Here is a 26,200-nt window from a genome sequence, read left to right as displayed (position 1 = left end):
ATCACTATGACGATTGAAGATCGACGACCGCGCGATGGCTGCCCGATAGCCCGCGCCGGTATCGTGACTTTCCAATCGCAAGCAATCCGAGCTGGGCGGCCCGAGTGCCGCCCTTTCCAATTTCTCCCCCAATTTACTGGAGCGGCCCGAAATGGCTAGGACCACATGCGTATACACCGAATGCGAGACCTTCCTGCTTTGTGACAAGGTGGGGACGGCCTCGACGCCGTTCATCCGCAGGATCTGCAGGGATGCCGACGGCACCATCCAGCCGCCCGAGGACACCGATCTGGACGGCGCCGCCTACCAGGTGCAGGGTACGGTCGGAAGCTGCGAGAACGGCACCGACCTTGAGATGAAGGTCATGTGCGACGATGGCACGGTGAGCTTCCTGCGCTGGTATGTATCGCAGGACGGGCAGCCGACGGGCCAGTTCTTCGACACCGACCTTGACGGCGTGGCCTATACCCCCTCGGACCCCGCGGCGGTAAGCGTCGGCCCATGCCCGCAGGACCCCGAATGCGCGCCGACGCCGACGACGCAGCTCCTCTACGACATCCGTTCCGACGGCACGGTTGTGCCGTTCCTGCGGCACATGGTGGTGGATTGCGAGGGCAATGTCCTTGAGACCCACGACACCGGGCTCGACGAGCAGGACTATGTCGTCGACCCCAACGGCGAGGTGGTGGCGCAGCCGCCGGGGGCGCCGAAGTGCGAGGCCCTCCTTTTGTGCGACAAGGTGGGGACGGCCTCGACGCCGTTCATCCGCAGGATCTGCAGGGATGCCGACGGCACCATCCAGCCGCCCGAGGACACCGATCTCGACGGCGCGGCCTATCTGATTCAGGGTGAAGTTGGAAGCTGCGAGAACGGCACCGACCTTGAGATGAAGGTCATGTGCGACGGCGGGACGGTGAGCTTCCTGCGCTGGTATGTATCGCAGGACGGGCAGCCGACGGGCCAGTTCTTCGACACCGACCTTGACGGCGTGGCCTATGTTCCGACCGCGGCGGTGAGCGTCGGCCCGTGCCCGCAGGACCCCGAATGCGCGCCGACGCCGACGACGCAGCTCCTCTACGACATCCGGGCTGACGGCACGGTTGTGCCGTTCCTGCGGCACATGGTGGTGGATTGCGAGGGCAATGTCCTTGAGACCCACGACACCGGGCTCGACGGGCAGGACTATGTCGTCGACCCCAACGGCGAGGTGGCGGCGCAGGCGCCGGGGGCGCCGAAGTGCGAGGCCCTCCTTTTGTGCGACAAGGTGGGGACGGCCTCGACGCCGTTCATCCGCAGGATCTGCAGGGATGCCGACGGCACCATCCAGCCGCCCGAGGACACCGATCTGGACGGCGCCGCCTACCAGGTGCAGGGAGCGGTCGGAAGCTGCGAGAACGGCACCGACCTTGAGATGAAGGTCATGTGCGACGGCGGGACGGTGAGCTTCCTGCGCTGGTATGTATCGCAGGACGGGCAGCCGACGGGCCAGTTCTTCGACACCGACCTTGACGGCGTGGCCTACGCCCCGACCGCGGCGGTGAGCGTCGGCCCATGCCCGCAGGATGCGGAATGCGCGCCGACGCCGACGACGCAGCTTCTCTACGACATCCGTGCCGACGGGACGGTTGTGCCGTTCCTGCGGCACATGGTGGTGGACTGCGAGGGCAATGTCATCGAGACCCACGACACCGGGCTCGACGGGCAGGACTATATCGTCGACCCGAACGGCGAGGTGGTGGCCCAGCCGCCGGCGGAGGAGCCATGTGCCGCGACGGTGCATGCCCGCGAGATGTGCGACCTGAGGCCCGATGTCGAGCCCAACGAGGAGGGGCAGCGCTGCGCGGTGCGGTTCTTCCGCAACTATGTCTATGACTGTGAAGGCAACTTTGTACGGCACTACGACACGGATGCCGAAGGACAACCATATCAGCCGGTCGCGGGGGCCGACTGCCCCAACGGCCTCACACCATCTTTGGTAGAGCTTGAATGGCCACAGACGAATGTCATCGCTGACCCGGCTGGGCAGGAAGGACACGATTACATTTATACCGTGACCAATCCCAGGACGGGCGAGGAAGCACAGATCAAGCTCAACACGGTCACGGCTGCCTCCACAACCCCAGGAGGGGAGTGTGAAGCGTGGCAGCCCGGGAACAATGTGGTGGTGAACGCGCCGATCGGCCACGGAGAGCCCGAAAGCCGATTCACTTTCACGCTCGACGAGGTAGCGCAGCGCATGACAAGCCTGCGCCTCGACTTTGTCGACCTCGACCATTGGGAGGGCGTGCGGAGCCTCGATCCGGTGCCAGACCGCGTGGATTTCAGCGACGGCGAAGGCGTATGGGTGCCTGGGACCGGCGACATCGACGCTATTGGCGAGAACGTCACGGCACATGCCTATTATGACAATCCGCCGGCTACCATAACGCACCTCTACCGCAATGCGGGAGGCGGCTTCGCCTGCCATGCCGCTGCCTTCCAGGGCATCACCTACGCTTCCGGCCCCGCCTGCAATTGCATCGAGTGTGAAAACTGTGAGCCGACGGCGACAACGCAGCTTCTCTACGACATCCGTGCCGACGGCACGGTTGTGCCGTTCCGGCGCGACACGGTAGTGGACTGCGAGGGCAACATTCTGTCTTCCAACGACACCACGCTCGACGGGCAGGACTATGTAGTCGACCCCAACGGGCAAGTGGTGCCCCAGCCGCCGGCCTGTGCCTCGACAGTGCACGCCCGCGAGATGCGCGACCTGAGGCCCGATGTCGAGCCCAACGAAGAGGGGCAGCGCTGCGCGGTGCCGTTCTTCCGCAACTATGTCTATGACTGTGAAGGCAACTTCGTACGGCACTACGACACGGATGCCGAAGGGCAACCATATACGCCGATCGCGGTCGCCGACACCACTGATGGCATACCGTCCCTGGTGGAGCTTGAATGGCCACAGACGAATGTCATCGCTGACCCGGATGGGCAGGAAGGACACGATTACATCTATACCGTGACCAATCCCAGGACGGGCGAGGAAGCGCGGATCAAGTTCAACACCGTAACGGCCCCGGGTGGGAGCACTCCTTGCGGCGCCAATTGGCAACCCGGGCAGAATGTGTCGGTGAACGCGCCGCTCGGCCATGCAAATCCCGAAAGCCGATTTACTTTCACGCTCGACGAGGTGGCGCAGCGCATGACGAGCCTGCGCCTCGACTTTATCGACATCGACCCTTGGGAGGGCGTGCGGAGCCTCGATCCGGTGCCAGACCGCGTGGAGTTCATCGACGGCGAAGGCGTATGGGTGCCTGGAACCGGCGACATCGATGCTCTCGTCCAGAACATCACCGCACGTGCCTACTACGACAATCCGCCGGCCACCATCACGCACCTCTACCGCAATGCGGGCGGCGGCGTCGCCTGCCATGCCGCAGCTTTCCAGGGTCTGACTTACGCTTCCGGCCCCTACTGCAATTGCGGCTGCTCCGGCGGCGGGGGCGGATCGGATTGTGTGACGGCGACGACGCAGGTGCTCTGCGATGTGCAGCCCGCCACCGCTGTCACCCCGTATACATTTGATTTCACTGAGAGCGATGCGGGGATAACATCCACGCCGGTGACGGAGGCCACCGCCCCCAACGGGGTGGTATATTCGATCAACCAGGGCATATGGTTCGACACTGAAACGAGCGCGTTTATCCTGGGCAGCGGCAAGGACCCCGAGCACTTGTGGACCTTCCACAACGGGCCCGTCGATCTGGAATTCGATGTTCGCGGGATGCATGTTTCGAATAACGCCAAATATCTGCAGTTTCCGGAAGGCACGGAAGCGATGCAGGTGACACAGCCGTATTTTTACTGGGACCCTGTCACGTACCGGCTGTACCGCCGATCCGGCGGCGCGACCAACATCCATTATCCCAACCGGTTCCGGCTTCGGAATGTCACAAGCCTTGCCTTCACTGCAGGCGACCAGACCACGCTGAGCCAGTGGGGGATGATGAGCCTCACGATGACGCCGGTGGTCGACACTCCCGCGCCCGTACAGTTCATGCGGCATACCTCCACCGATTGCGGTGGGAATGTGCTTGCCGTGACGGACTGGACGCTGGACGGCAGCAGCGAGTACCAGCCGCAGGGGCAGGTTCAGCTTTGCAGCGATTGTGTGACGACGACGCAGGTGCTTTGCGATGTGCTGCCCACGCCCGCTGTTGCCCCGTATACATTTGATTTTGCCACGAACAACGAAGGGATAACATCCACGCCCGTGACGGAGGCCACCGCCGAAAACGGGGTGGTATATTCGATCAATCAGGGCATATGGTTTGGCCCAGCAACCGTCACCCCAGGCCTCTTTCTCTTGGGCGACGAGACCAATCACCATGTGTGGCACTTCCACAACGGGCCGGTCGATCTGGAATTCGATATTCGCGAGATCGAGTTTGGGGTAGATCCCAAATACCTGCAGTTTCAGGTGGACGTGGAAATGCTCGAGGTGACGCAGCCGCTTGTCTTCTGGGACGCTACCACGCACCGGCTGCACCGCCAACCCGGCAGCGGAGCCGACATCAAACGTTCCAACCGGTTCCGGCTTCGGAATACCCTAAGCCTTGACCTCTCTCCAAGCCCCGGTACCACGCTGAACGGCTGGGCGATGGTCGGACTGACGGTGACGCCAGCGGTCATCACTCCCGATCCCGTGCAATTCCTGCGGCACACCACGCTCGATTGCGGTGGAAACGTTCTTTCTACCGCAGATGTGTGGCTGGATGGCGCCCCGTACCATCCACGCGGTCAGGTCCAGTTCTGCGATTGAGCGGGCAAGGGCCATCGCGCCACACGGCGCCGTTCCTTATCGCGGGACGAGACGTGCGGCTTTAGCGTTGATGGCCATCGCGGGGCGTTCGCCTGACAGGTGGACGCCCCCGTTCAAGCCAGCAGGGAACTGATGCCGGCCGCCCCGGCGAGCCGCGCACAGGCAACTTTTCCTGAAACGAGAGCATCGCCGGGCCGACGACAGGCGGCCCGGCTCATCGATCATTCTCAGCTGAAAGGAGCGAGAGGACATGGCAGAGGCCCTCCGTATGCATGAAGGGAAAGGCTTTCTTCCCGGCGACAAAACCCGCAGCGTCCCGTGTGCGGGCGGCGTGTCGCCGCTCGGGGTCATGGATCTGGGTGCGCCTAGCGCCTTCCGCGGGGTTTCCGCGCATCTTGCCGCGCGCGTGCCGTGAGCCGTCATTTCCCGATGACCGATCCGTTCCGCTTCCGGCCCGAGCATCGGCCGGGGGCGGATGGAGAAGAGGACTGGGCGGACAACCGCCTCTCCAACTTCATGGCATGGGCGGCCGTGCACGCGCTGCCCCGCTGGTGCGCCGTCGAAAGCCATTGGACGGTGCGCATGACCGAGCTTCTGTGGGCGGACTGCCCGTGTTGTCTCGGGTTTCGTTTCATGACGATCGGCGCGGTGGGCGGGTTTGCGCTCGGGCTGCTGATCGGAATCTTCGTGAACTAACCAGGAAAGGAGTCTCACATGGGTTGTGGATGCGGAAAACGTTTTGCGGTGAATGCGGTGCGGGCGGGTATCGTGCCGCTGCCGTCGAACTCGGCGAAGGGCGACGGGCAGACCGTTAACGGTCAGGCGCTCGACGTGCGTTCTCAGGGTTTGAAGCAACCTGCTGCGGAGGCGGATGCCGGGACGGGAGCGCCCAAGCCCGCATGACGCGCTGCCCGAGCGCCGGCGTGGCCGTGCAGGTCTGAAGCGCGGCCTGCCGGCGCCGACCCGATCTAATCCGATAGGAACCGCATATGGCTTGGAATTGGCCCTGGGCACGAATCCGGGGGGAGAAGGAAGTTGCCGTCGAGCGCAAGCAGGCGGCAGGCTACGGCTTCGTGGCACTTCACCGGGAGGGTGAGGCCCTGTGGACGCGGCGCGACTATGCCTCGCTGGCACGCGAGGGGTTCATGCGCAATCCCGTCGCCCACAGGGCGGTGCGGCTGATCGCGGAAGCCGCTGCGGCGGTGCCGTGGCTGGCATATGAGGGGGAGGCGGAGCTTGACCGGCATCCGCTGCTCGAGCTTCTGGCGCGGCCGAACCACGGCCAAGCGGGGACGACGTTCATGGAGGTGCTTTACGGGCACCTGGTCCTTTCCGGCAACGCCTATGTGGAGCTTGTCGAGGCGGCGACGGGCGCACGCGAGATGCACCTGCTGCGCCCGGACCGGGTGACGGTGGTCGCCGACAGCGCCGGTTGGCCGGTGGCGCTGGAGCATCGGGCGGGAACCGTCAAGCGGCGGGTGTCGCTGGAGGAGGAAGGCGCGGGGCTGCATCTGACGCTCTTTCATCCGCTCGACGACCACTACGGATTCGCGCCGCTGGCGGCCGCCCTGCAGGCGCTCGACACCCACAATGCCGCGGCGCGGTGGAACAAGGCACTCCTGGACAACTCGGCACGGCCTTCCGGCGCGCTGGTCTATGCGACGAAGGAAGGCGCAAACCTTTCCAACGAGCAGTTCGACCGGCTGAAGGCGGAACTCGAACACGGGTACTCCGGGGCGGCGAAGGCCGGGCGGCCGCTGCTGCTCGAAGGCGGGCTCGACTGGAAGGCGATGAGCCTTTCCCCACGCGACATGGACTTCATGGAGGCCAGGAACGGCGCAGCGCGCGACATCGCCCTGGCGCTCGGCGTGCCGCCAATGCTTTTGGGGATCCCCGGCGACAATACCTACGCGAACTACCAGGAGGCGAACCGCGCCTTCTACCGGCTGACCGTGCTGCCGCTGGTCGGAAGGATAGCCAAGGAGCTGGGCGGGTTCCTCGCGCCCCGCTTCGGCGGCGATGTGCGGCTGTGGTTCGACGCAGACCAGGTGGAGGGGCTTTCGGCCGAGCGCGAGGCGCTGTGGGCGCGGGTGAGCGAGGCGAGCTTCCTGAGCGACGACGAGAAGCGCGAGGCCGTGGGGTACGGCGCTGTGGGCGGTTGAGCGTAAGAGCAAGGGCGTTCGTGGGGCTGGGATGACGAAATGAAGGATCAAGGGATGATCGGACTGAGCGAGGCGGCCTGGCTGTGGGTGGCCAAGGCCGGAGGGGCGATTGCCGGATCGGCGATCTCCCTCGCATACCTGCTGCCGAGCGGCCGGCGGGAGGCGGCGATCCGCTTCGCCGTTGGCGTGGTCTGCGGCGTTATCTTCGGCGGCGCGGCGGGGCTGAAGATCGCCGCCGAGCTGGGGCTTGCCGGCAAGCTGGCGCCGGGCGAGGTGGTGCTTATAGGCTCGGCGGCGGCGAGCTTGTGCGCCTGGAGCGCCATCGGCTTCGTGATGCGGCTTTTTGCGAACGCCGCGAGACGGCGGGAAGCGAGGAACGTGCGATGAGCATCTCTATCGGGGCGGACGAGCGCAAATATGCGGGGCTCGACGTGGAGCAGGTGGAGCGCGACGGATCGTTCTCCGGTTATGCGAGCCTGTTCGGGCGCGTGGATCTGGGCCGCGACGTCGTGGAGCGGGGGGCGTTCGCCGAATCCCTCGAAAAGCGCGGGGCAGGCGGGATCAGGATGCTGTTTCAGCACGATCCGAACCAGCCGATCGGAGCCTGGAAGGAGATCCGCGAGGACGCGCGGGGATTGTTCGTGCGCGGCAAGCTGGCGGCCGGGGTGAGCAAGGCGCGCGAGGTGCTGGAGCTGATGCGCGACGGGGCGCTGGACGGGCTTTCCATCGGGTTCCGCACGGTGCGGGCCGTCAACGAGCCGCGGACTGGGATCAGGCGCATCAAAAAGGCGGACCTTTGGGAGATTTCCGTGGTGACGTTTCCCATGCTGCCGGAGGCGCGGGTGGAGGCGGTGAAGGATTTCACCGGCCTTCCGAGCCCGCGCGAATTCGAACGTTGGCTGACGCGGGATGCGGGGCTGACGCGGAGCGAGGCCAAGACGGTGATTGCGCGCGGCTTCGCCCATCTCCTGCGCGAGCGGGACGCCGCGCCGGGAACGCCGGAGCGCCTGGCGGCGACCATCCGCCGGGCGGCCAGACTTTTTCACCAACGAGGATCGGAAAATGACTGAGACGAACAAGGGCGTCCTGGAAGTGAAGTCGGCGGGGCCGATCGGCGACGTGAGCGGCGCCTTCGAGGACTTCATGACCTCCTTCGAGGCCTTCAGGGAGGCGAACGATGAGCGGTTGGCCGAGATCGAGCGGCGCTCTGCCGCTGACCCGGTGACGAGCGAAAAGGTGGACCGCATCTCGCAGGCGCTCGACGAGCATAAGAAGGTGCTGGACCGGGTCGTACTGAAGCGGGCGCGGCCGGCGCTCGGGCAGCGCGATGCCGTCGGCGCGCTTGAGCATCTGGAGCACAAGCAGGGCTTCGAGAGCTACATCCGCACCGGCGACGAGCGGCAGCTGCGCGCACTCGAGGAGAAGGCGATGTCCTACGGCTCCGGCCAGGACGGCGGCTATCTGGTGCCGGAGGAGACGGAGGCGATGATCGGCAGGAGGCTTGCCGAGATTTCGCCGATCCGCTCGATCGCTTCCGTGCGGAAGGTGTCCACGGCGGTGTTGAAGAAGCCGTTCGCCGTCACCGGGCCGGCGACGGGCTGGGTGGGCGAGACGGCGCCTCGGCCGGAGACGGCGTCGAGCACGCTGGACGAGCTTTCCTTCCCGACGGCCGAGCTTTACGCCATGCCGGCGGCGACCGCCGCCCTTCTGGAGGACAGCGTGGTCGATCTCGACGCGTGGATCGCAGGCGAGATCGAGACAGCGTTCGCCGAGCAGGAGGGGGCGGCGTTCGTCAACGGAGACGGGACGAACAAGCCGCGCGGCTTCCTCGACTATCCGCAGGTTGCGGACGAGGCCTGGAACTGGGGGAATGTCGGTTATCTGGCGACAGGGAATGCAGCCGGGTTGCCGTCGATGGCACCGTCGGACAAGCTCATCGACCTGATCTATGCGTTGAAGGCGGGTTACCGCCAGAACGCGGATTGGGTGATGAACCGCAAAACCCAAGCCACGCTGCGCAAGCTGAAGGACGCCGACGACAATTACCTGTGGCAGCCGCCGGCTACCCCCGGCAGCCGGGCGATGCTGGCCGGCTTTCCGGTGGTGGAGGCCGAGGAGATGCCGGACATTGCGGCGAATGCCACGCCGATCGCCTTCGGTGACTTCGGGCGCGGTTATCTGGTGGTCGACCGGACGGGCGTGCGGGTTCTGCGCGATCCCTATTCGGCGAAGCCCTACGTGCTGTTCTACACGACCAAGCGCGTGGGCGGGGGCATCCAGAACTTTGAGGCGATCAAGCTCTTGAAGGTGGAAGCCTAGCGGCGATGCAGGTGGGCGCTCGTGCCTGCGGCGCGCGTCATCCCGGCCGAGCGAAGCGAGAGCCGGGTCCATTCCGTGACGTCGAGGTTCCGGCCAGCTTCGCCGGAGCTTCAGCGAGGCGAGAATGGGTCCCGGATAGTCTCCGCTTTGCTCCGATTTCCGGGATGACGGCGCCGGAGCGGTGAGTTGCCCTTGACGGCCCCGGTCTCCTCCCGCCGGGGCCGTCATCCATTCGATCATCCCAAAGAGAGACATTTTATGACGCTGTTTCGAACGGTCGAGCCGGCCGCCGAGCCGGTCTCGCTTGTCGAGGCGAAGGCGCATTTGCGCATTGCCCACGACAGCGAGGACGGGCTGATTTCCGGGCTTATCCGCGCTGCGCGCGAAGAGGTGGAGCGGGTGGCAGGCATGGCACTGATCGACCAGGCCTGGCGGTTGGTGCTCGACCGGTGGCCACTAGGCGGGATCGTGCTTCTCAGGCGCACGCCGGTGCGGGAGGTGTTGTCGGTGACCGTGTTCGACGGCGACGGGGCGGCGACGGTGCTGGCGCCGGAAGACCATCAGCTCGACGCGGTGTCTTCTCCGGCGCGGCTCCATCTCGAGGAAAGGCCAGCGCCGGGGCTGGCGCTGAACGGGATCGAGATCGATTTTTCGGCAGGTTTCGGCGAGGCGGGGACGGACGTTCCGGATCTTCTGAAGCGGGCGATGCTGATCCTGATGGCGCATTGGTATGAGTTCCGAGGTGCTTTCGGCGCCGATGGCCAACCCGTGTCCATTCCCGACGAATATCGGCGGCTGATCGCCGCCTGGCGGGGGCCGAGGCTTTGATGGGTGTCATGTTTATCGATCCGGGACGGCTGCGCACCGAGCTGGTGCTGGAGGCAGCGGTGACGGCGGCGGACGGCGCCGGCGGACACACGGAAAGCTGGCAGGAGGTGGCGACGGTGTTTGCGCATGTCGAGCCGGTAAGGGCGACAAACTTTTTCGGCGCCGGGCAGGCGCATGAAGAGGTGACGCACCGGGTAACGCTGCGTTTTCGCGACGACGTGGCAAGCGGCATGCGTTTCGTGAAGGAGGGGCGGGTGCTGGAGATCGTCACGGTGCGGGATGCCGACGAGACGGGACGCTATCTCGTCTGTCGTGTGCGGGAGGAGGGACGATGAAGGTGACGATGCGGCTGACGCTGGACGGGCTGGTGCGGGCTATGCGGACGAAAGTGCACACCGTGGCGGGCACTGTTGAGAGCGGGGCACGGCCGGACGCCGGAAGGGCGGTGCGGATGCGCCGCGAAGCGCTCCGGCGGGCGAATACGCGCAGGCGGGGAGGAAGGCATGAGCGCAGCGACACTTGATCTGCAGGAGGCGGTATTCGCCGCGCTCACGAACGACGCCGCGCTGGTGGCCGCGCTTGGCGGGGTGCGGTTTCATGACCTGACGCCGGCGGGGCTTTCCTTTCCGTACGTCACCTTCGGTCGAGCGACGGCCTATGACTGGAGCACGGGAACGGAGGAGGGAAGCGAGCACTTCTTCACGCTCAACACTTGGTCGAAGAGGAAGGGGCGGCGGGAGGTGCTGGCGCTGATGGAACTGGTGCGCGGCGCGCTGCACGGGGAGGAGTTGGGGTTGGCGGGGCATCGGCTTGTCAATCTGCGGCTGGAGTCCTCGGAGGTCAGGTACGACGAGGACCTCGGCGCCTATCACGGGGCGCTGCATTTTCGGGCGGTGGTGGAGGCGTAGCTTCCCGCGCCACCCTTGAGAGCATTTCACTCACATCGAAGGAGGCCCATGGATGGGTGCGCAGAAGGGGAAGGACCTGCTCCTCAAGCTGGACGAGGACGGGCAGGGGCGTTTCGTCACCGTGGCGGGACTGCGGACGAAGAGGCTGGCCTTCAACAGCGAGACGGTGGACATCACCGATGCGGATTCGGTGGGCAGGTGGCGGGAGCTGCTCGCCGGTAGTGGCGTGCAGCGGGCCTCCGTCAGCGGGTCGGGGATATTTAAGGACGCACAATCGGACGCGATGATCAGGGGCCGGTTCTTTGCCGGCGAGATCGCGGCCTGGCAGTTCGCCATTCCCGATTTCGGAACCGTTTCAGGGGGCTTTCAGATCACCGCGCTTGAGTATTCGGGCAGTCACGACGGGGAAGTGACGTTCGAGATCGCGCTGGAATCGGCGGGGCCGGTGAGCTTCGCGGTGGCACCATGAGCGTGAACAGGCGGCGCGGCGAGGTGGCGGCCAGGCTCGACGGACGTGAGTATCGGCTGTGCTTGACACTGGGGGCGCTGGCGGAGCTGGAGGCGGCATTCGAAGCCGAGGACCTGAACCGGCTGGTGGAGCGGTTTTCGAGCGGCCGGCTTTCGGCACGGGATATGGCGGCGGTGATTGCCGCGGGTCTGCGCGGCGGCGGCCACGAGGTGAGCGACGAGGACGTGCGGGCCATGCGCTGCGAGGGAGGCGCGGCGGGTTTTGCAGCGCTTGTCGGAGAATTGCTCTCCGTGACGTTCGGGGCGGGGGCGCCGGAGGGAGGTCGGGGCGAAAACCCTTAGACGCCGCAGCGGGAGCAAGGAGGCCCCCCTTTCCCTGGCGGGAGGTGATGGGGACGGCCTTCGGCCTGCTGCGGCTGTCGCCGGCCGCCTTCTGGGCGATGACGCCGCTCGAATTCAACGCCGCGCTGGAGGCGCTGGGGCTTGCAAGGGAGCAAGCGCCCGGTCGGGCGGAGCTTCACCGGCTGATGCGGCTTTTCCCGGACAATCAGGAGACATGGGATGGCGGATGAAGTGCGGGTGCCGATCGTCGCCGATACGGCGCCATTCGAGGCGGCACTGGAGAACCTGACAGGGCTTTCGGAGAGCTTTGGGACGCAACTGACGGGGGCGCTGAAGGGCGCGGTGGTGAGCGGCAAGTCGCTGGAGGACGTGCTGCGCAAGATCGGGCTCAATCTGGCAGGCATGGCGCTGGAGCAGGGACTGCGACCGTTGCAGAGCCTGGCGGGCGGGCTGCTCGGTGGGCTCCTCGGCGGTGTGCTGCCTTTTGCCAAGGGCGGGGTCGTGCCCTTTGCGGGCGGGGGTGTGGTTTCGGCGCCGACCTATTTTCCGGCCGGGCGGAACATCGGGCTGATGGGGGAGGCGGGGGCGGAAGCGATCTTGCCCCTGCAAAGGACGGCGGACGGACGGCTTGGCGTGGCGTCGGGCGGCGGCGCGGCGGCGCCGACCATCGTGTTCAATGTGACGACGCAGGATGCGGCCTCCTTCCGCAAGTCGGAGGCACAGGTCGCGGGAATGCTGACGCGGGTGGTCACAAGGGGGACACGTGGGTTGTGAGGCGGATGAGTCGGCGCTTCCATCTCTTGGCCGCTTATCCTCGGGTCAGATCTGAGGATCCGTGGCCAAGGGATTCAAACCGTACGGAAAACAGCCTCCTAAAAAATGCATATCTGAAGTGAGGCAGGAGCCAATGCAGAGCTTTCACGACGTCCGCTTTCCGCTCGGCGTCTCTTTTGGCGCGACCGGCGGGCCGGAGCGGCGCAACGAAATCGTGCAGCTTTCCTCGGGGCGGGAGAAGCGCAATGCGCGAGTTAGCCGTTCGCGCCGGCATTACGATGCGGGAACGGGAGTGCGCTCGATCGAGGACCTGTACGCGGTGCTGGGCTTCTTCGAGGCGCGGCGGGGATCGTTGCATGCCTTTCGGTTTCGCGATCCGTTCGATTGGAGGTCGTGCGGTCCGCAGGAGGCGCCTTCCGCGTTCGATCAGGTGATTGGCGTGGGCGATGGGGTGCGGGAGCGATTTCGCATGGTGAAGACCTATGGAGAGGGAGCAGACGCTTATGAGCGGGTGATCGCCAGGCCGGTGGCGGGGAGCGTCCTTGTCGCGGTGGCGGGGGAGCCGAAGGTGATCTCAGCCGATTATTCGATCGACGCGGAGACGGGGGAGGTGGTCTTCGTTGCCGGAGCCGTTCCGGCGGACGGCGAGGAAGTGACGGCGGGATACGAGTTCGACGTTCCGGTGCGCTTCGACATCGAACGGTTATCGGCGAGCGTGACGACGTTCAAGGCGGGGCAGATCCCATCCATTCCACTGGTGGAGGTGTTGTGATGCCCGTGGCGGCGGCCCTTGCGGCGCATCTGGAAGGCGAGGTTACGACGCTGTGCCATTGCTGGCGGCTGACCCGCAGCGACGGCACCGTAATGGGTTTTACCGATCATGACCGCGAGGTCGTCTGCGACGGCATGGCGTTTATGCCGGAGACGGGGCTTTCGGCGAGCGAAGCGCGGCGTTCACTGGGGCTGGCGGTGGACACCGTGGACGTGGAGGGGGCGCTGTCGGCACTGGATATCGAGGAGGCCGACATCCTGGCGGGGGTCTATGACGGGGCAAGAGTGGAGACGCTGCTGGTCAACTGGCAGGACGCCAGCCAGTTCGCGCGGCTGCGCCGCGCGGTGATCGGGCAGATCGCCCGGCGCGACGGACGCTTCGTGGCGGAACTGGAAAGCCCGGAGCGGGCGCTGGACCAGACCAACGGGCGCACCGTACGGCGGAGCTGCGATGCGGAACTGGGGGATGCGCGGTGCGGGGTCGATCTCGATGCAGGGGGATTCCAGGGCAACGGAATTCTGGAGGGGGTGAACGGCAACAGCGTCATCGTCTCCGGGCTCGATGCGTTTGAAACGGGCTGGTTCACGAATGGGGTTGTGACCTGGATGTCCGGCGCGAGCGCCGGGCGCCGCGAGCGCGTGGCGGCGCATCGCAAGGGGGTGGACGGCGTGGTGCTCGACCTTTGGTGGGACGCGGCGGCGGCGGTGGCGCCGGGGGATGCGCTGACGGTCGTCGCGGGCTGCGACAAGCGGTTTTCGACCTGCAAGGCGAAATTTGCCAACAGCGCGAATTTTCGCGGCTTTCCGCATCTACCGGGGAACGACGCTGCCTATAGCTACGTCACCGAGGAACAGACGTTTGACGGCGGTCCGTTGGTGGAATGAGCAGAGCGGAGAGGGCCGCCTTGGACGAGGCGGTGGTGGACGAGGCGTTGTCCTGGGTGGGCACACCGTATCGGCACCAGGCAAGCAGCAAGGGGATTGCCTGCGATTGCCTTGGGCTGGTGCGCGGGGTCTGGCGGGCGCTCTATGGGGCGGAGCCGGAGGCAGCTGGCCCCTACAGCATGGATTGGGCGGAGACCGGGGGCGGGGAGCGGCTTTTTGCGGCTGCCCGACGGCATTTCGTGGAATGCGCGGACGGTGGGCTGGAGGCGGGGCGGGTGGTGCTTTTCCGCTGGCGGCCGCATCTGCCGGCCAAGCATGCGGGCATTCTCGCTGGCGAGGACGCGTTCGTCCATGCCTATGAAGGGCAGGCGGTGGTGGTGTCTCAACTCGTACCGCAGTGGCGGCGGCGGATCGCCGGCGTGTTCGCGTTTCCTGCAACGGGAGAGAGATAGGCCAGATGGCGACAATCGTTCTGCAGGCCGCCGGCGCCTTTCTGGGCGGGGTGCTGGGGCCGGTTGGCTCGGCGATCGGCTCGGCAGCGGGAGCCATGGCGGGCTACGTGATCGACCGGGCGATCATCGACTCGACCAAGCACTACGAGGGGCCGCGGCTCGCGGCGGCGCGGCCGCTGACGGCGGAGGAAGGAGCGCCGTTGCCACGGGTCTACGGAACTGTACGTGTGGGCGGGACGCTGATCTGGGCGACGCACTTCGAGGAGAGGAGCAGGACGGAGCGGCAGGGCGGAAAAGGGGGACCGAAGGTCACGACCTATTCCTATTTCGCCAACGCGGCCTTTGCGCTGTGCGAGGGCGAGATCGCAGGCGTGCGGCGGGTATGGGCCGACGGGCAGGAGGTCGACCGCGAGCGGCTGGAGATACGGGTCTATCAGGGCTCGCAAGACCAGCCGGTGGACCCGCTGATCGAGGCGAAGCAGGGCACAGGCAATGCGCCGGCCTATCGCGGCACGGCCTATCTGGTGATCGAGCGCTTTCCCATCGATGACTACGGGCGCCGCATTCCGCAGTTCCAGTTCGAGGTGATGCGGCCGGTGGATGGGCTCAACCGGCGCGTCCGGTCAGTGTCGCTGATACCGGGCGCGACCGAGTACGGTCTGTCGCCGACATTGGTGAAGCAGACAGGCGATCCCGGCGAGACCAGGGCGGTGAACCGGCACAATCGGGCGGCGGCGACGGACTTCGAAGCCGCGCTCGACGAGCTGCAGGCACTATGCCCAAACCTTGAGAGCGTGTCGCTGGTGGTCGCGTGGTTCGGGACGGACCTGAATGCCGGGCACTGCACCATCCGGCCGATGGTGACGCATACAAACCCGGCGGGACTTTCGCAGCCGTGGCGCGTTTCGGGCATCGACCGGGAGGAGGCACAGGTCGTCTCGCAGGTTGACGGGAGGGCCGCTTTTGGCGGGACGCCCACGGACCGCTCGGTGATGGAGGCGATCGCCGCCATCAGGCAGCGCGGACTGAAGGTGGGGCTCTATCCCTTCATCATGATGGATGTGCCGGCGGGCAACGACCTGCCGGACCCCTATGGCGGCACCGAGCAGGCGGCCTACCCGTGGCGCGGGCGTATCACCTGCTATCCCGCCCCCGGCCAGCCGGGGACCGCCGACAAAACGGCCCTTGCACGGGTTCAGATCGAGGAGCTGGCGGGGCTGGCCTCGCCGGGGCAGTTTTCGCCGGAGGCGGATTCGATTCGGTTCGCGGGCGATCCGGACGAATGGAGCTACCGGCGGCTTGTGCTGCACTATGCGCACCTGGCGGCCGCCGCCGGCGGGGTGGACACGTTTCTTCTCGGTTCGGAGATGCGCGGGCTGACGACGGTGCGTGATGGGGAGAACAGGTTCCCCTTTGTCGAGATCCTGCAAGAGCTCGCGGGCCAGGTGCGCGGCGTTCTGGGAGCGGCGACGACGATCACCTACGGGGCGGACTGGAGCGAGTATTTCGGGCATCAGCCGGCGGATGGGTCGGGGGACGTGTTCTTTCACCTGGACAGCCTGTGGGCGCATGCCGACGTCGATGCGGTGGGCATCGACAATTATATGCCGCTCTCCGACTGGCGGGATTCGGACGTGGGAGGGGAAAACCCCGACGGGTTTGCCGGGCCCTACGACCTGGAGGGACTGCGCGCCGCGATCACCTCGGGCGAGGGGTTCGACTGGTATTATGCGAGTGAGGCGGATCGGGCGGCTAGGCTACGCTCACCCATCAGCGATGGGGCTTACGGCAAAGACTGGGTGTTCCGCTACAAGGATCTGGTGGGCTGGTGGTCGAACCGCCACTTCAACCGCATCGGAGGGGTGGAGGAAGCCGAGCCCACGGCCTGGGTGCCGCAGTCGAAGCCGTTCCACTTCACCGAGCTTGGCTGCGCCGCGGTGGACAAGGGTCCGAACCAGCCGAACGTGTTTCCCGACCCGAAGTCTTCGGAGAACGTGCTTCCGCACTTTTCCAGCGGCGGGCGCTCTGACCTGGCGCAGCAGCGGTTCCTGGCCGCTCATTACGCGCATTGGGCGGATGGCGGAGCGGCAGCAAACCCGATCTCGGCAGTCTATGGCGGGCCGATGGTGGATGTCGGCGCGATCAGCCTGTGGGCGTGGGATGCGCGGCCATTTCCGGCCTTTCCGACCTACGCAGATGTCTGGGGTGACGGCGAGAACTGGGCGCACGGGCACTGGCTGAACGGCCGGCTGAGCGGCGTTTCGGTGGGCGCGCTGATCGAGGCGATCCTTGCCGACCACGGGCTTCCGGCCGCCGATGCGACGCGGGCGGACGGGACGGTGGCGGGCTATGTCGTCACCGATCCGACAACGGCTCGCGCGGCCATCGAGCCGCTGGCGACACTGTTCGGCGTCGGCGCGCGCGACGGAGAGGAGGGGCTGATATTCGCCACCGAAGGAGCGGGGGCGGGCGAAACGCTGCTGCTCGATGAACTGGTGGTGGAGGAGGGGCGTGAGATGGTGGAGCGGGTGCGCACACCCGATCATGCGCTGCCGGCACTCGCCCAACTCGATTTCCGCAATCCGCTAAACGACCACCAGTCGGCAACGGCGGCGGCGAATTATGTAGGCGCGAAGGGGAGCGGGACGAGCTTCGTCAGCTTTCCCGGCGTGCTTTCCGCCGACGAGGCGAACGGGCTGGTGCGCGACCTCCTGCGCCGCAGCTGGGACGGGCGCGAGCGCGTGGCGTTTTCCATACCGTTGACGGAACAGCGGCTGGAGGTGGGAAGCGTTTTCCGGCTGCCGAATGCGCCGCAAGGGCCGGATTATCTGGCGACGGAGATCGAAGATGGGCTGGCACGGCTGGTCAGGGCACGGCGCATCGTGCGTGTGGCGGCAGCACCCGCCTCCGGGGCCGGCATTCCCCGGCGCGAGACCGGAGAGAGCTTCGCGCCGGGGCGCCCGCACGCGCTCTTTCTCGACCTGCCGGTGCGCACGAGCGAGGACGCTCCGCAGGATCAGTTGCGCCTCGCCCTACGGGCCAAGCCCTGGCGCAGCCAAGCGGTGCTGGCTTCGCCGGAGGAGACGGGATTTGTCCTGCGCTCGACCGTGGGCCTTAGAGCAGTGATCGGCGCGCTTGTCGTGGCGCTGCCCGGCGGGGCGGCGGAAGGAAGGCGGGACAGTGCGACTGCGGTGACGGTGCGGCTTTATGATGGCGAGTTGCAGAGCTTGTCGCGGCTTCAAGTGCTGAATGGTGGGAACGCGGCGGCCGTACGCTCGCTGGCGGGGGGGTGGGAGATCCTTCAGTTCGACACGGCGGAGGAGATCTCGCCCTCGGTATGGCGGCTTGCCGGCTTGCTGCGCGGTCAACTCGGAACCAACGATGCGATGGCGGCGGGCGCCGCGGAGGGAGCACCCTTCGTGCTTCTCGACGAGGCGGTGGCTCCGGCCGGACTCAGGGCGGGGGAGATCGGCCTCGATCTCAACTGGCGGGTGGGGCCGGCGGGGTTCAACCCGTCGGAAGAAAATTTCCTGCTTGAGCGGGTTACCGGCGGCGTGCGGGCATTGCTGCCGCTGTCGCCGGTGCATCTTAAAGGGCGGATCGAGCGCGGCGACCTTTCCCTTTCCTGGGTGCGGCGCGGGCGCGTGGATGCCGATGGCTGGCTGGGTGCAGATATCCCTCTCGGAGAGGCACAGGAGCGCTACCGCGTCGAGATCGCGCCAGTGGGCGGTGCTGCCGTACGCAGCACCGACACGGCTCTCCCCCAATGGACCTACACGGCGGCGATGGCCGCCGCGGATTTCGCCGAGTTGCCGGCGGCGGTCGACGTGACGGTGCGTCAACTGAGCGCTGCAATTGGCGCCGGCCTAGCCGTGCGGCGGACAGTTGCAATGGCGTGAGGAAGTAAGGATCAGCTGGAAAGGAGTTTGCTATGAACGAAACGAAACCCTGGTATCTGTCGCGCACCATCTGGGCGTCCGTGGTGACCGTCGTCGCCGGTACGGGCGGTCTCTTGGGGATGCCTGTCGAGGAGGTCGACAATCAGGCGCTGGTGGAGACGCTGCTGCAGGCGATCACCGCCATATCCGGCCTGCTGGCGATTTTCGGCCGGCTGGCGGCCGACCGCCGCATCAACTGATGCCTGGGCCGCATGCGCGGGGACCTTCCCGCGCATGCGGCCCAAAATTGCGACCTTGGCATCGGCGCGCTTTCATTGTTCATTCTCCGTTCAGCCCTGGTGAGCTAGACACGGCAGCATGAAACAGCTTCGCTCCATATCCATTCTGACCGCATCGGCCGCGCTGGCGGTGGCGTTCGTTGCCACGGGTGCATCCGGCCAAGAGCAGGCCGGGAAGCCGATGCTCCTCGCCCAGGGCGCGGATTGCTATGCCATCGGCCAGCGGATCGCCGCCGAACAGGGGGGTACACTGGCGAAAGCCTCGGAGGAATCGCGCGGCGGTCAAACCGTCTGCAGGATCGTGGTCCTGGTGCCTGGCAAGGACGGCGGAAGGCCGCGGCGCGCGGAGTTCACCGTTCCGGCACAATAAAAATCAGGGGTGATGTTTCCGGCGGATCGGCTATCCTGTTCACCGATTTTCTGTCTGGAGCGAGCGACCATGCGCATACTCGTTGTCGAGGACGACAAGGACCTGAACCGGCAGATCTCAAGTGCGCTGGAGGATGCCGGCTATGTGGTGGACCGCGCCTTCGATGGCGAGGAGGGGCATTTTCTCGGTGATACGGAGCCCTATGACGCCGCGGTGCTCGACATCGGCCTGCCGCAGATGGATGGCATCAGCGTGCTGGAACGCTGGCGCCAGGATGGGCGCAAGATGCCCGTGCTCATCCTGACGGCGCGCGACCGCTGGAGCGACAAGGTCTCCGGCATCGACGCGGGCGCCGACGACTACGTGACAAAGCCCTTCCACATGGAAGAAATCCTGGCGCGCCTGCGCGCGCTCATCCGCCGCGCGGCGGGGCATGCCTCGCCGGAGCTTTTCTGCGGACCGCTAAGGCTCGACACCAAGGCCTCCAAGGCCGATGTGGACGGGGTGCCGCTGAAGTTGACCTCGCACGAGTACCGGATGCTCGCCTATCTCATGCACCACAAGGGCTCGGTAGTCTCGCGCACCGAGCTGGTCGAGCATTTGTACGATCAGGATTTCGATCGTGATTCCAACACGATAGAAGTGTTTGTGGGACGTCTGCGTAAGAAGCTGGGTTCGGACCTCATCGAGACCGTCCGGGGAATGGGCTACCGCTTGCGCGAGCCGAATGCCTGAACGGGCTGAGCGAAGGGTGAAATCGCCTAAGGTGGCGTTTTTGTCGCGGCTTCGGCGGCTGCCGCGGATGGTGACCTTTCGCGTCGTCGCCTTCTCCTCCATTTGGGCCATCATCGCGCTGGTGGTTATCGCCACCGTGATCTCGACGTTGTTCCGGCAGGTCAGCAACCGCGGCTTCGAGGAGGTTCTCTCCGCCCATCTTTTCAACCTGATCGCCTCGGTGAGCGCGTCCGGGGCGGGCAGCCTGGTGGGCAGTCCGAACCTCGGGGACCTACGCTTTTCCGAACCGCTATCGGGCTGGTACTGGTCCGTCGAGCCGGCGTCCGAGGCTCTGCGCAATCTGCTGCGTTCGCCGTCGCTGGTGGGGAGCGTGCCTTCGCCGGCGCAGAACGTCGTGCCCTTCAACCGCGAATTTCAGCGCAGCTATCTGGCGAAAGGGCCGGGTGGGGACGATATCCAGGTGCTGGAGGCGGAGATCGTGCTCGACGAGGCCGACCGCATAGCCCGCTTCCGCGTCATGGGCAACCGCAGCGAATTGGAGCGGGAGATCGACGATTTCGCGCGGCGGCTTTTTGTCTATCTGGCCATTTTCGGGCTAGGCATGGTGGCGATCAACGCCTTCGCTATCCTGATTGCGCTCAGGCCGCTGCAGGGAATCCGCCGGGCGCTCGCCAATATACGCGCCGGTACTGCGGAGCGGCTCTCCGGACCTTTTCCCGGGGAGATCGCACCGCTGGCGGATGAAACCAATGCGCTGATCGAGAGCAACCGCCGTATCATCGAGCGCTCGCGCAAGCAGGTGGGCAATCTCGCCCACTCATTGAAGACGCCGCTGGCGGTGTTGATGAACGAGGGCCGCGCCATGGGCGGTGGGCAGGGGACGCTGATTTCCACCCAGGCTTCGGCCATGCAGCAGCAGATTGACCACTATCTCCTGCGCGCCCGCGCTGCTGCCCAGCGCAGCGCACTCGCCCAACGCAGCCCGGTGAACGAGACGCTGGAGCGTATGGTGCGGGTAACGGAGAAGCTCAATCCCGAGAAAAAGCTGACGGTTCGCCTGCCGGAGGAAGCCGTGGTGTTCGCCGGCGAGCGGGAGGACCTTGAGGAGATCACCGGCAACCTCCTGGAAAACGCGATGAAATGGGCGCGCGGCCGCGTCGCGCTGTCGCTCCATCCGCCGCAAGAGGAGGGCGAAGAGCGCAGCTTCCGCATCGTCGTCGAGGATGACGGACCGGGGATACCGGAAGACCAGGCGCGGCAGGCGCTGAAGCGGGGAAGGCGGCTCGATGAAACCAAGCCGGGAACCGGGCTCGGCCTGGCGATTGTCGCCGATCTGGTGGAGGAGTACGGTGGCGGGCTTTCGCTGGAACGCTCGCAGCTTGGCGGCTTGAGAGCGGAAGTGACGCTTTTGAGCGCGTGAGGCTAGTGGTGCGATCCTGACAGATGGTCCCCATCTGTCAGGGCAAATCGCCCCACCAGATTAATAGCTTGTGGGCTGATTTCTCCAAACAGATGGGTACCATCTGTTTGGGTCAGACCACTGGGAAGGCGGGAAGGTGGACAAAATTCCGTCAAACATGGTCTATAGGCGACGGCGCTTTTTGTGGAGCGGGTTGAAGGGCTTGATGCGGCGATGAAATTCCCGGCGTTTGTCATGTTTGCAATTTTTGCGCTTTCGGGCTGCGCCATGGGTGGCTTGCCCGGAACCGCCGATGCGCGGCTCACCCGCTCCATCGGCGCTGGTTCCGGCGAGCCGGTCGCCGGGATCGTCGGTGGCGGGTTGGTGGCGAGCGCAGGCGCCGAATTATCGCGGCGCGAGCGGCTTGAGGCTGTCAATGCCGAGTACCGGGCGCTCGAATCGGCGCCTGCCGGCGAGCCGGTGGCCTGGCGCGACGAGAAGACCGGCCACGGCGGCACGGTGACCGCGGCACAGCCCTATCGCGTGGGCTCGCAGGATTGCCGGCCCTATTCGCACGTGGTGAACGCGGGCGGATCGGCGCGCTCGGTGCGTGGCACCGCCTGCCGCAATCCCGATGGAAGCTGGACGTTGCTCAACTGACACCAGCAAGGCTCCGGTCATGCCAAAAGGCCGCATGCCGAGGGAGTTGGCACCGCCCGGCGTGACGGATATTTGAACAGACATGTTGTTCTGGGTTCTAGCCGCGCTTCTGACGCTCATCGCCTCGTTGGCGGTGATGCTGCCCTTCCTGCGCCGGCGCGGGGACCAGCGCGCGGGCATGGAGCACGACCTTGCCGTCTATCGCGACCAGCTTGCCGAGCTTGAGCAGGAGGTCGGGCGCGGGCTGATTTCCAAGGCCGACGCGGCCGAGGCGCGCGCCGAGATCGGGCGCCGCATCCTGCGCTTGAGCGAGACTGGGAAGGACGATGCCGCCGCAGGAGGCGGGCGCTCGGCCCGCACCATCGCAGCGGCGGCCGTGCTGGCGGTGCCGTTGGTGAGCTGGGGCCTCTATGCATTCCTCGGCTCGCCGGGCATGCCTGCCCTTCCCCTGCAGGCGCGGCTGACGGTCGATCCCTCGCAGGCTTCGATCGACGAGTTGGTCGCCCGCGCGGAGGCTCATCTCGCGGACAATCCGCAGGATGCCCGGGGGTGGGAGGTCTTGGCGCCGATCTATACGCGGCTGGGGCGCTACGGCGATGCGGCGGCGGCCTACCGCAAGACGATCGCGCTCACCGGACCGAGCGCGGCGCGCGAGGCGGCTCTCGGTGAGGCCCTGGTGGGCGAAGCGGGCGGTATCGTCACCGCGGAGGCGGAGGCGGCGTTCGAACGGGCGCTTGAGATCGACGCGACCAATCCTCGTGCACGCTTCTTCATCGCCATGGCGCGAGCGCAGGAGGGAAATACGACGGAAGCGCGCACTATCTGGGAGAAGATGGCGGCAGGACTTCCTGAGGATTCGCCGTGGAAGGAGGTCGCCGGGCAGGCAATCGCCGGCCTCAACGGCAGTGAAGGCGAGGCGCCGGGCCCCTCCGAGGCGGATATCACTGCAGCTGAGGAGATGACGCCCGCAGCGCGTCAGGAGATGATAGAAGGAATGGTGGCCAGCCTCGATGCGCGGCTGCGCGAGGACCCGGCCGATATTGAAGCTTGGCGGCGGCTTTTGCGCTCCTATGTCGTTCTGGGCAGGAAGGGCGAGGCCAGCGAGGCGTTGGAGCGCGCGCTGGCGGCATTCGGCGCCGGCAGCGAGGAAGCCGAGACATTGACGGAATACGCGGAGACGCTGGGCGTCCCGCAAGACGAGTAGGTGTGACGTGACGCGCAAGCAGAAGCGGCTGGCCGTGATCGGCTCCGGGATGGGCTTCCTCGCCCTGGCAGCGGCGCTGACGTTTTATGCGCTCGGTCAGCAGACGTCCTATTTTTACATGCCTGTCGATCTCTTGGCGCAGCCCGCCGGCGCCGGCGACCGCATCCGCCTTGGCGGGCTGGTGGAAAAGGGCTCGATCGTGCGCGGCGAGGGGACGCGCGTGCGTTTCGCCGTCACCGACTACGAGCATACCGTTCCCGTGGTCTACGACCGCATCCTGCCGGACCTCTTCCGCGAGGAGCAGGGGGTGGTGGTGGAAGGCGCCTTCGGAGAGGACGGCGTTCTCCTGGCTGATACTGTGCTGGCCAAGCATGACGAGGCCTATATGCCCAGGGAAGTGGCGGACAGCCTGAAGGAGAGAGGCGTTTGGCAGGAAGAATGAGGCGGTATCCATGAGCGTCGAGCTCGGCCATTTCGCTCTCGTCCTGGCACTGGCGCTGGCGCTGGTGCAGTTCTTCGTGCCGTTTGTCGGCGCGCGGATCGGCAGCCTTTCGCTGATGCGCGTGGGTGAGCCCGCCGCCATCACCGGCCTTGCCCTTCTCGCCGCCGCCTTCGCCGCGCTGATGCTTGCCTATGTGCAGTCGGACTTTTCCGTCGTCAACGTGTGGGAGAACTCGCACTCGGCCAAGCCGCTGCTCTTCAAGATCACCGGAACCTGGGGCAACCATGAAGGCTCCATGCTCCTGTGGGTGCTGATCCTGTCGTTCTTCGGCGCGCTGGTCGCCGCCTTCGGCCGCAACCTGCCGCCGACGCTGAAGGCCAATGTGCTGGCCGTGCAGGGGCTGATCGCCAGCGCCTTCCTGCTTTTCATCCTCCTAACCTCGAACCCGTTCGCCCGCCTGCAGCCGGCGCCCATCGAGGGGCGCGACCTCAACCCCATCCTGCAGGATGTCGGGCTCGCCATTCACCCCCCGCTGCTTTATCTCGGCTATGTCGGCTTCTCGATCTCGTTCTCATTTGCCGCCGCCGCGCTGATCGACGGGCGTGTCGATGCGGCCTGGGCGCGCTGGGTACGGCCGTGGACGCTGGCCGCCTGGGCGTTTCTGACGGGCGGCATCGCCATGGGCTCCTACTGGGCCTATTACGAGCTCGGCTGGGGCGGGTTCTGGTTCTGGGATCCGGTGGAGAACGCCTCCTTCATGCCGTGGCTGGCGGGCACTGCGCTCCTGCACTCGGCGATCGTCATGGAAAAGCGCTCGGCCTTGAAGATCTGGACGGTGCTTCTAGCCATTCTCACTTTTTCTCTGTCGCTTCTCGGCACGTTCCTGGTGCGCTCCGGCGTTTTGACCTCGGTGCACGCCTTTGCCTCCGACCCGACCCGCGGCGTCTTCATCCTGGCCATTCTGGTACTCTTCATCGGCGGCGCGCTGGCGCTCTTCGCCTTCCGCGCGGCGGCACTGGCGCCCGGTGGCCTGTTCCACCCGATCTCGCGCGAGGGGGCGCTGGTCCTCAACAACCTGCTTCTGACCACCGCGGCGGCGACGGTGCTGGTCGGCACCCTCTATCCGCTCGTGCTGGAGGCTGTGACGGGGGAGAAGATCTCCGTCGGCGCCCCCTTCTTCAACCTTACCTTCGTACCGCTCTTCCTGCCTTTGCTTGCCGCCGTTCCCTTCGGCCCCGTCCTGTCCTGGAAGCGGGGCGATCTGATGGGGGCGGCGCAGCGCCTGCATTTCGCCTTCGCGGCGGCCGTCATCAGCGCGTTTCTGGCCTTTTTCCTCATCAATCGTGGTTCGGCCTTCGCCGCTCTCGGCATCGGGCTCGGCCTCTGGCTCATCTTCGGCGCGATGACCGACCTGGCGCTCAAGGCCGGCGTCGGCAAGGTCGGGCCGGCTGCTGCATTCAGCCGGTTCAGGGGCCTGCCGCTTTCCATGTTCGGAACAGCGCTGGCCCATGCTGGTCTCGGGCTCACGACGCTCGGCGTCGTCTGCGTCACCACGCTTGAGACGGAGCGGATCTTGACCATGCAGCCCGGTCAGACCGCCGAGATCGGCGGTTACGCGCTGCGTTTTGAGGGGCTGCAGCCGTTCACGGGCCCGAACTATACGGAAGATCGCGCCCGTTTCGTCCTTACCGGGGCCGACAGCCTGCGGCTGGGCGAGCTTATCTCCTCCAAGCGCCTTTACACCGCGCGCGGCATGCCGACCACCGAGGCCGGCATAAGGACCATCGGGCTCAGCCAGCTCTACGTGTCCATCGGCGACGCCACGAACAATGGCGGGCTTGTCGTGCACATGTGGTGGAAGCCGCTGGTCACGCTCATCTGGATCGGCGCGCTGGTGATGATGGGCGCCGGCGGCATCTCCCTCTTCGACCGCAGATTGCGTGTCGGCGCACCGGCCCGCCGCAAGGCCGCACTCGCCAGCGCCGGCGAGGAGGCTTCGTGACCCGCACGGTCCTCCTTCTCCTTCTCCTGCTTCTGGCGCTTGCCTGGCCCGCCGCGGCGGTGGAGCCCGACGAGATGCTCGCCGATCCGGCGCTCGAAGCGCGGGCACGCGACCTTTCGGCCGAATTGCGCTGCATGGTGTGCCAGAACCAGTCGATCGACGATTCCAATGCCGACCTTGCCCGCGACCTGCGCATTCTCGTGCGCGACCGCATCCGCGCGGGCGACACGGATGAAGAGGTGCTGGCTTACATCGTCTCCCGCTATGGCGAGTTCGTGCTCTTGAAGCCGCGCTTGAGCGCCCGCAACGCGCTTCTCTGGGCGACACCCGTGCTCGTCCTCATCGGCGGCGGTCTCATCGCCTTCGTCAACCTGCGGCGGCGGACGGAACGCCGCGCCGCGACCTTGTCGGCAGAGGAGGAAGCGGCCCTCAAGAGCGTTCTGGACGAGCGCGACTGAAGCCGCGCGCTCGGCGAAACATTACCAAAGTTTCATGCCA

The 26,200-nt window shown here is 66.1% G+C and carries 29 protein-coding genes; all 29 read left to right on the top strand.

All coding sequences use genetic code 11. The features are described 5' to 3' along the window. Positions 1-151 precede the first annotated feature (151 nt). The 29 genes from GPJ75_RS14320 to GPJ75_RS14180 all read left to right on the top strand — a co-directional run bounded on the left by GPJ75_RS14320 (position 152) and on the right by GPJ75_RS14180 (position 26,160). On the top strand, positions 152-4,804 hold the full coding sequence (locus GPJ75_RS14320) for a hypothetical protein (protein WP_163269019.1): 4,653 nt from the start codon (positions 152-154) through the stop codon (positions 4,802-4,804). Positions 4,805-5,054: 250 nt separating this feature from the next. Next, complete coding sequence (locus tag GPJ75_RS14315; RefSeq protein WP_163269018.1) at positions 5,055-5,219, top strand: hypothetical protein; 165 nt, start codon at positions 5,055-5,057, stop codon at positions 5,217-5,219. After that, on the top strand, positions 5,216-5,500 hold the full coding sequence (locus GPJ75_RS14310) for a hypothetical protein (RefSeq protein ID WP_163269017.1): 285 nt from the start codon (positions 5,216-5,218) through the stop codon (positions 5,498-5,500). Before GPJ75_RS14315 ends, GPJ75_RS14310 begins: the two co-directional genes overlap by 4 nt. An 18-nt stretch (positions 5,501-5,518) precedes the next feature. Next, positions 5,519-5,707: a hypothetical protein gene (locus GPJ75_RS14305; RefSeq protein ID WP_163269016.1), complete on the top strand. Its 189-nt coding sequence runs from the start codon at positions 5,519-5,521 to the stop codon at positions 5,705-5,707. Between the two features lie 86 nt (positions 5,708-5,793). After that, complete coding sequence (locus GPJ75_RS14300; protein ID WP_163269015.1) at positions 5,794-6,966, top strand: phage portal protein; 1,173 nt, start codon at positions 5,794-5,796, stop codon at positions 6,964-6,966. Between the two features lie 39 nt (positions 6,967-7,005). Continuing rightward, positions 7,006-7,353: a DUF6107 family protein gene (locus tag GPJ75_RS14295; RefSeq protein ID WP_343036209.1), complete on the top strand. Its 348-nt coding sequence runs from the start codon at positions 7,006-7,008 to the stop codon at positions 7,351-7,353. Continuing rightward, positions 7,350-8,036, top strand: a complete 687-nt coding sequence (locus GPJ75_RS14290; protein ID WP_163269014.1) for an HK97 family phage prohead protease — start codon at positions 7,350-7,352, stop codon at positions 8,034-8,036. The genes GPJ75_RS14295 and GPJ75_RS14290 overlap by 4 nt, the downstream gene beginning before the upstream one ends. Beyond that, on the top strand, positions 8,029-9,285 hold the full coding sequence (locus GPJ75_RS14285) for a phage major capsid protein (protein WP_163269013.1): 1,257 nt from the start codon (positions 8,029-8,031) through the stop codon (positions 9,283-9,285). Before GPJ75_RS14290 ends, GPJ75_RS14285 begins: the two co-directional genes overlap by 8 nt. 258 nt (positions 9,286-9,543) lie before the next feature. Further along, positions 9,544-10,113, top strand: coding sequence for a head-tail connector protein (locus GPJ75_RS14280; RefSeq protein WP_163269012.1), 570 nt, complete (start codon positions 9,544-9,546; stop codon positions 10,111-10,113). Next, on the top strand, positions 10,113-10,448 hold the full coding sequence (locus tag GPJ75_RS14275) for a phage head closure protein (protein WP_163269011.1): 336 nt from the start codon (positions 10,113-10,115) through the stop codon (positions 10,446-10,448). The genes GPJ75_RS14280 and GPJ75_RS14275 overlap by 1 nt, the downstream gene beginning before the upstream one ends. Then, the gene (locus GPJ75_RS14270; RefSeq protein WP_163269010.1) at positions 10,445-10,636 is read left to right on the top strand and encodes a hypothetical protein; all 192 of its coding nucleotides are present in this window, start codon (positions 10,445-10,447) and stop codon (positions 10,634-10,636) included. Before GPJ75_RS14275 ends, GPJ75_RS14270 begins: the two co-directional genes overlap by 4 nt. Continuing rightward, on the top strand, positions 10,617-11,021 hold the full coding sequence (locus tag GPJ75_RS14265; protein WP_163269009.1) for a DUF3168 domain-containing protein: 405 nt from the start codon (positions 10,617-10,619) through the stop codon (positions 11,019-11,021). The genes GPJ75_RS14270 and GPJ75_RS14265 overlap by 20 nt, the downstream gene beginning before the upstream one ends. 52 nt (positions 11,022-11,073) lie before the next feature. Then, entirely contained in the window at positions 11,074-11,490 is a 417-nt protein-coding gene (locus GPJ75_RS14260; protein ID WP_163269008.1) for a phage major tail protein, TP901-1 family, read from the top strand. Next, the gene (locus tag GPJ75_RS14255) at positions 11,487-11,831 is read left to right on the top strand and encodes a gene transfer agent family protein (RefSeq protein ID WP_163269007.1); all 345 of its coding nucleotides are present in this window, start codon (positions 11,487-11,489) and stop codon (positions 11,829-11,831) included. The genes GPJ75_RS14260 and GPJ75_RS14255 overlap by 4 nt, the downstream gene beginning before the upstream one ends. Beyond that, the gene (locus tag GPJ75_RS27600; RefSeq protein ID WP_343036232.1) at positions 11,729-12,061 is read left to right on the top strand and encodes a phage tail assembly chaperone; all 333 of its coding nucleotides are present in this window, start codon (positions 11,729-11,731) and stop codon (positions 12,059-12,061) included. The genes GPJ75_RS14255 and GPJ75_RS27600 overlap by 103 nt, the downstream gene beginning before the upstream one ends. Then, positions 12,051-12,605: a phage tail tape measure protein gene (locus GPJ75_RS14245; protein WP_163269005.1), complete on the top strand. Its 555-nt coding sequence runs from the start codon at positions 12,051-12,053 to the stop codon at positions 12,603-12,605. The genes GPJ75_RS27600 and GPJ75_RS14245 overlap by 11 nt, the downstream gene beginning before the upstream one ends. A gap of 133 nt (positions 12,606-12,738) precedes the next feature. Further along, positions 12,739-13,377 carry a DUF2460 domain-containing protein gene (locus GPJ75_RS14240; RefSeq protein WP_163269306.1) on the top strand — a complete coding sequence of 213 codons (639 nt, stop codon included), beginning with the start codon at positions 12,739-12,741 and terminating at the stop codon, positions 13,375-13,377. Beyond that, entirely contained in the window at positions 13,377-14,261 is an 885-nt protein-coding gene (locus GPJ75_RS14235) for a DUF2163 domain-containing protein (RefSeq protein ID WP_163269305.1), read from the top strand. Before GPJ75_RS14240 ends, GPJ75_RS14235 begins: the two co-directional genes overlap by 1 nt. Beyond that, complete coding sequence (locus GPJ75_RS14230; protein ID WP_163269004.1) at positions 14,258-14,713, top strand: NlpC/P60 family protein; 456 nt, start codon at positions 14,258-14,260, stop codon at positions 14,711-14,713. Before GPJ75_RS14235 ends, GPJ75_RS14230 begins: the two co-directional genes overlap by 4 nt. A gap of 5 nt (positions 14,714-14,718) precedes the next feature. Then, positions 14,719-18,612: a baseplate multidomain protein megatron gene (locus GPJ75_RS14225; protein ID WP_163269003.1), complete on the top strand. Its 3,894-nt coding sequence runs from the start codon at positions 14,719-14,721 to the stop codon at positions 18,610-18,612. Between the two features lie 32 nt (positions 18,613-18,644). Further along, entirely contained in the window at positions 18,645-18,851 is a 207-nt protein-coding gene (locus GPJ75_RS14220) for a hypothetical protein (protein WP_163269002.1), read from the top strand. Positions 18,852-18,969: 118 nt separating this feature from the next. Further along, positions 18,970-19,260: a hypothetical protein gene (locus GPJ75_RS14215; RefSeq protein WP_163269001.1), complete on the top strand. Its 291-nt coding sequence runs from the start codon at positions 18,970-18,972 to the stop codon at positions 19,258-19,260. A 69-nt stretch (positions 19,261-19,329) separates the two neighbouring features. Continuing rightward, positions 19,330-19,995 carry a response regulator transcription factor gene (locus GPJ75_RS14210; protein ID WP_163269000.1) on the top strand — a complete coding sequence of 222 codons (666 nt, stop codon included), beginning with the start codon at positions 19,330-19,332 and terminating at the stop codon, positions 19,993-19,995. Between the two features lie 67 nt (positions 19,996-20,062). Then, positions 20,063-21,415 (top strand): ATP-binding protein, encoded by a 1,353-nt coding sequence (locus GPJ75_RS14205; protein ID WP_246249061.1) that lies wholly within the window; start codon positions 20,063-20,065, stop codon positions 21,413-21,415. A 234-nt stretch (positions 21,416-21,649) separates the two neighbouring features. Further along, positions 21,650-22,054 carry an RT0821/Lpp0805 family surface protein gene (locus tag GPJ75_RS14200; RefSeq protein WP_246249060.1) on the top strand — a complete coding sequence of 135 codons (405 nt, stop codon included), beginning with the start codon at positions 21,650-21,652 and terminating at the stop codon, positions 22,052-22,054. A gap of 82 nt (positions 22,055-22,136) precedes the next feature. Then, positions 22,137-23,258: a c-type cytochrome biogenesis protein CcmI gene (gene ccmI, locus GPJ75_RS14195; protein ID WP_163268997.1), complete on the top strand. Its 1,122-nt coding sequence runs from the start codon at positions 22,137-22,139 to the stop codon at positions 23,256-23,258. Between the two features lie 7 nt (positions 23,259-23,265). Beyond that, complete coding sequence (gene ccmE / locus GPJ75_RS14190) at positions 23,266-23,700, top strand: cytochrome c maturation protein CcmE (RefSeq protein ID WP_163268996.1); 435 nt, start codon at positions 23,266-23,268, stop codon at positions 23,698-23,700. 10 nt (positions 23,701-23,710) lie between these two features. Further along, entirely contained in the window at positions 23,711-25,702 is a 1,992-nt protein-coding gene (locus GPJ75_RS14185) for a heme lyase CcmF/NrfE family subunit (protein WP_163268995.1), read from the top strand. Next, complete coding sequence (locus GPJ75_RS14180; RefSeq protein WP_163268994.1) at positions 25,699-26,160, top strand: cytochrome c-type biogenesis protein; 462 nt, start codon at positions 25,699-25,701, stop codon at positions 26,158-26,160. Before GPJ75_RS14185 ends, GPJ75_RS14180 begins: the two co-directional genes overlap by 4 nt. Positions 26,161-26,200: the final 40 nt, after the last annotated feature.

This window comes from Chelativorans alearensis (genome assembly GCF_010993735.1).
GTDB lineage: Bacteria > Pseudomonadota > Alphaproteobacteria > Rhizobiales > Rhizobiaceae > Chelativorans > Chelativorans alearense.
This window is presented reverse-complemented; position numbering and strand designations above follow the sequence as displayed.